Source organism: uncultured Abyssibacter sp. (assembly GCF_964000955.1).
GTDB lineage: Bacteria > Pseudomonadota > Gammaproteobacteria > Nevskiales > OUC007 > Abyssibacter.
Map to the genome: position 1 here is coordinate 1 of NZ_CAXFCL010000007.1, position 4,957 is coordinate 4,957.

Consider the following 4,957-nt stretch of genomic DNA (forward strand, 5'->3'; position numbering starts at 1 on the left):
AGGTCGAGAAACAGCGCGTTGGCCTCACGCAGCTTCGCTCGCACCACATCCGTCACGGTGGTGCTGAACACGATCGGCCGCACGCCGTCCTCGCGGGCGGCATGGTCGATGTAGGCAACCACCGAACTCGCCTTGTCATCGGTGTTGACGAAGGGAAAGGTCAGCGACTGGAAATCGACACCATCGAACTGGGTCAGCAGGCTGTTGCCCAGGGTTTCGGCGGTGATGCCCGTTCTGTCGGACACGAAGAAGACGCGACGGTTGGTCTGTGACACGCAAGTTTCTCCCTGACTGGCCCACTGGCTGACGGGATCAGTCAAGCATGATTGGCGGCCCAGCACGAGGCGCCGGAGCCCAAGCACGCTAGAATAGCCGACCCTGTGGTCGGAACACCCCGGATTCGGCCCGGTCATCGACAACAAGAGAGGCACGCACGTGGAAGACGCGACCATCGTCTGGTTCAAGGATCTCGGCATGAACGATGTCGAGCGGGTGGGCGGCAAGAACGCTTCGCTCGGGGAGATGATTTCCAACCTCGCCGGCGCCGGCGTGAGCGTGCCGGACGGCTTCGCGACCACCGCCGACGCCTATCGCGAGTTTCTCAAGCACGAAGGCCTGGACGACCGCATCAACGCCGCGCTGGACGCGCTGGATGTCGACGATGTCGAGGCGCTGGCGAAGACCGGCAAGCAGATCCGCGAGTGGGTCGGCGAAGCCCCCTTCCCCGCCAATCTGGAAGCCGACATCCGCGCCGCGTTCACGACCCTGTCCGGCGACCACGATGTCTCCGTCGCCGTACGCTCCTCCGCCACCGCCGAGGATCTGCCCGACGCGTCCTTCGCCGGCCAGCAGGAAACCTTCCTGAACATCCGCGGCATCGACGCGGTGCTGCATGCCATCAAGGACGTGTTCGCCTCGCTGTTCAACGACCGGGCAATCTCCTACCGCGTGCACCACGGCTTCGATCACAAGCAGGTGGCGTTGTCCGCCGGCATCCAGCGCATGGTGCGCTCGGACATCGGCGCCTCGGGCGTGATGTTCACCATGGACACCGAGTCCGGGTTCCGTGACGTGGTCTTCGTCACCGCGTCCTGGGGACTGGGCGAAGCCGTCGTCCAGGGCGCCGTGAACCCCGACGAGTTCTACGCCTACAAGCCGAACCTCACGGCCAACAAGCCGGCGATCGTGCGCCGCGGCCTGGGCTCCAAGGCGATCAAGATGGTCTACACGGATGACAAGACCGTGGGCAAGACCACCGAATTCGTCGACACCAGCGCCGAGGAACGCGGACAGTTCTGCCTGAGCGCCGAGGATGTCGAGGCGCTGGCGCGGCAGGCCGTGATCATCGAGAAGCACTACGGTCGCCCGATGGACATCGAATGGGGCAAGGACGGCGAGACCGGCGAACTGCTCATCCTGCAGGCCCGCCCCGAAACGGTGCAGAGCCGCAGCAGCGCCAGCACCCTGGAACGCTTCAAGCTCGCCGGCAAGAGCAAGGTGCTGGTCACCGGTCGCGCCATCGGCGCGCGCATCGGCGCCGGCAAGGTCCGGGTACTGGACGACTTGTCGCAGATGGCGCGCGTGCAACCCGGTGACGTGCTGGTCACCGACATGACCGACCCCGACTGGGAGCCGATCATGAAACGCGCCTCGGCGATCGTCACCAACCGCGGCGGCCGCACCTGCCACGCCGCGATCATCGCGCGCGAGCTGGGCATCCCCGCCGTCGTCGGCACCGGCCACGGCACCGACCTGCTCAAGGACGGCGTCGAAGTCACCGTCTCCTGCGCCGAGGGCGACACGGGCCTGATCTACGAGGGCCAGCTCGAGTTCTCGGTGGACGAGATCGCCCTGGACAAGATGCCCGAAGCGCCGCTGAAGATCATGATGAACGTCGGCAACCCCGACCGGGCCTTCGATTTCGCCGGCCTGCCCCACAAGGGCGTGGGTCTGGCGCGCCTGGAATTCATCATCAACCGCATGATTGGCGTGCATCCGCGCGCGCTGCTGGAGTTCGACGATCAGCCGGCGGACATCCAGGCCACGATCCGCCAGATGATGGCCGGCTATTCCGACCCGGTCAGCTACTACGTGCACCGACTCGCGGAAGGCGTCGCGACCATCGCCTGCGCGTTCGCGCCCGAGCCGGTGATCGTGCGCATGAGCGACTTCAAGTCCAACGAATACGCCAACCTGGTCGGCGGCGAGCGCTATGAGCCCGAGGAGGAGAACCCGATGCTGGGCTTCCGAGGCGCGTCCCGTTACGTCTCCGAAGAGTTTCGCGCCTGCTGGGAACTGGAGTGCAAGGCGCTGCGCTACGTCCGCGAGGAGATGGGCCTGACCAACGTGCAGGTCATGATCCCATTCGTCCGCACCGTCGACGAGGCACGTCGCGTCAGCGAGGCGCTCAAGGACAACGGCCTGGAACGCGGCAAGGACGACCTGAAGCTGATCATGATGTGCGAGCTGCCGTCCAACGCGGTGCTGGCCGACCAGTTCCTGGAGTACTTCGACGGCTTCTCCATCGGCTCCAACGACATGACCCAGCTCACCCTGGGGCTGGACCGCGACTCCGGCCTGATCGCCGACCTGTTCGACGAGCGCAACGACGCGGTCAAGGCGATGCTGTCGATGGCGATCAGCGCCTGCCGCAAGCAGGGCAAGTACATTGGTATCTGCGGCCAGGGGCCGTCGGATCACCCGGACCTGGCGCAGTGGCTCATGGACCAGGGCATCGAGTCCGTGTCACTGAATCCGGACACGGTCGTCGAAACCTGGATGATGCTGGCGGGCAAGTCGGTTTAGGAACGCCCCGATCGACAACTCAGGCAGGGACCGGAGTCGCCGACGCCGCGGATGACGGCGCCGCCTCCGGTTCCTCGGGCAGCGCATCCGGAATGTCGAAGCTGAAACGGCTGCCACGACCGGGTTCGCTGTCTACACTGATCTCGCCACCTCGTTTCTGCACGAGCTTCTGTACCAGTGACAGGCCGATGCCCGTGCCCGGGAACTCGTCGGTCGTGTGCAGTCGCTTGAAGACCAGGAAGATCTTTTCGCGATTGTCCGGACTCATGCCGATCCCGTTGTCCTGCACCGAGAAGCGCCACGCCTGCCCAGCGCGTTCCGCCCGCACGTGAATCTCCGGCGCCTGGTCCTTCGGCTGGAACTTGAGGGCGTTGCTGATCAGGTTCTGGAAGATCTGCTGTAGCGCGCGGGCGTCGGCCTGGACCGTGGGCAGGTCCTGATACTCGAGAACCGCCCCGGACGTCTCCAGATCCGCATGCAGCTGCTCGGCCACCCGCTCCACGATCTCGCCGCTGTCCACGGTTTCGATCCTGGGTTCCGCCGAGTTCACGCGTGACAGCTCCAGCAGGTCGCTGATCAGCGCCCGCATGTCGGTCACGCCATCCTGAATGAATTCCAGATACTCCCGCCCGCCTTCGTCCAGCGTGTCGGCGTAACGCTTGCCGAGCAGCCCGGTGAACGAGCCGATCGTGCGCAGCGGCGCCTGCAGGTCATGGGAGGCGATGTACGCGAAGCGCTCCAGCTCGGCGTTCGACTGCGTCAGCTTGGTGACGGTTCGGCGCAGCTGCTGTTCGGCATCGGCGCGGCGCTGTACCTCGTCCTCCAGCTTGCGATTGATGGCCTCCAGCTCCGCATGGCTGCGCATCGACAAGGCCTGGGGGACCAGCGGGATCAGCACGATCGCGGTGAGTACCGACACGATGGCCGTGAGCACCTTCACGACGCCTTCGAAGTAATACACCGGCCGCCAGATCGTCCAGATGCCGAAGATGTGCGTCATGCCGCACAGCAGGATGAACGCCGCGAACAACGCCAGGATGTGCTTGAACGGCACGTCCCGCTTCTTCCGCGCAAAGTGCAGCAAGGTGACCGGAATCGAGAAATAGGCGAAGGCGATCAGACCATCCGCGATCACGTGCAGCGCGATCAGGTCCGATCGCATCAGGAAACACACGCCGTGGGGCATCAGGCCCGCCGGTCCGAATAGGCTGTCGATCCAGCTCATGTCCGTCTCCTAGTGACCCCTTGGCCGGTCATTGTGCGCGAACGCCCGGAGACAGGCTCTCCGGCCGGTTTTCCGGCTCTTTGCACACGGTCGGGAACCGGTCTCTACGCTGCGCCCGCCTTCAGCCATTGCTGAAACTCCGACGCATTGATCGCGGCCTGTCGCCAGTGCCCCTGCAGCCGGGTGAAGCCTCGCCCCATGAGCTGGCGCACCTCATCCTCGGATTCCACGCCGCAAAGTTCCACCTCGCTGCCCACCGTACCGGCGATCGCGAGTATCGCCTCGGCGGCACGCCGCTGCGGGTCGCCCTGGTCGGCCATCAGTGCCTGGATGAGCGGGCGACGCAGCTTGATGCTGTCTGCACCATAGCCGGTCAGCTGGCTGACGGGGACATCGGCGTCCCACAATTGCAGCGTGATGGAGACGCCGAGTTCCCGCAGCATCTTCAAAGTAGGCGCGACTGCCGCGGGGCTGGCGGCGCCATCCGGCTCGACCTCGATGCAGAGGCGGTTGCCGGGCAGCTGCTCGCGTTCCAGCGCGCCCCGCAGCGCCTCGGCTACCGTGCTCTGGATCAGGCTCTGGCCGGACAGGTTGAGCGCGAGAAACCCCGGGGCGACACCCTCACGATACCACCGCGCGAACTGGCGAATGGCCTGCGTGACCATTGTCACCTCGACGCCTTCCAACGCCTTGTCGCGACGCGCGGTGTTGAGCAGCTGCTCCGCCGGATGCCAGCCATCGTCGCCACGCCAGCGCAACAAGGCCTCCACGCCTTCGAGCCGAGTGCCGTCGGCGCCGAAAATCGGCTGAAAATGCGGCGTGAACTCCTGATTCTCGATCACCTTTCGCAGGTCCGAGTCGCCGTCATCGCGCCCCAATCCCGGCAACCCGCGCATCTGATCGCTGTAAATCACGACCTGACCTCGC

Annotated in this window: 4 protein-coding genes; 1 reads left to right on the forward strand and 3 read right to left on the reverse strand. The window is 65.3% G+C overall.

The window, feature by feature from the left end:
- The coding region (locus ABNS06_RS00240) for a kinase/pyrophosphorylase (RefSeq protein ID WP_348671852.1) at nucleotides 1-275 on the reverse strand (275 nt) is incomplete at its 3' end.
- Nucleotides 276-435: 160 nt separating this feature from the next.
- Here ABNS06_RS00240 and ppsA point away from each other — a divergent pair.
- A complete protein-coding gene (gene ppsA, locus ABNS06_RS00245) occupies nucleotides 436-2,805 on the forward strand; it encodes a phosphoenolpyruvate synthase (protein WP_348671854.1) in 2,370 nt (789 codons plus the stop codon).
- A 19-nt stretch (nucleotides 2,806-2,824) separates the two neighbouring features.
- On the opposite strand, the gene ABNS06_RS00250 is transcribed toward ppsA, so the two are convergent.
- Nucleotides 2,825-4,030: an ATP-binding protein gene (locus tag ABNS06_RS00250; protein WP_348671856.1), complete on the reverse strand. Its 1,206-nt coding sequence runs from the start codon at nucleotides 4,028-4,030 to the stop codon at nucleotides 2,825-2,827.
- Nucleotides 4,031-4,134: 104 nt separating this feature from the next.
- The coding region (locus tag ABNS06_RS00255; protein WP_348671858.1) for an EAL domain-containing protein at nucleotides 4,135-4,957 on the reverse strand (823 nt) is incomplete at its 5' end.

Coding starts and splice junctions, on each gene's coding strand:
- ABNS06_RS00250 (WP_348671856.1), bottom strand. CDS start 4,030: ATGAGCTGGATCGACAGCCTATTCGGACCGGCGGGCCTGATGCCCCAC.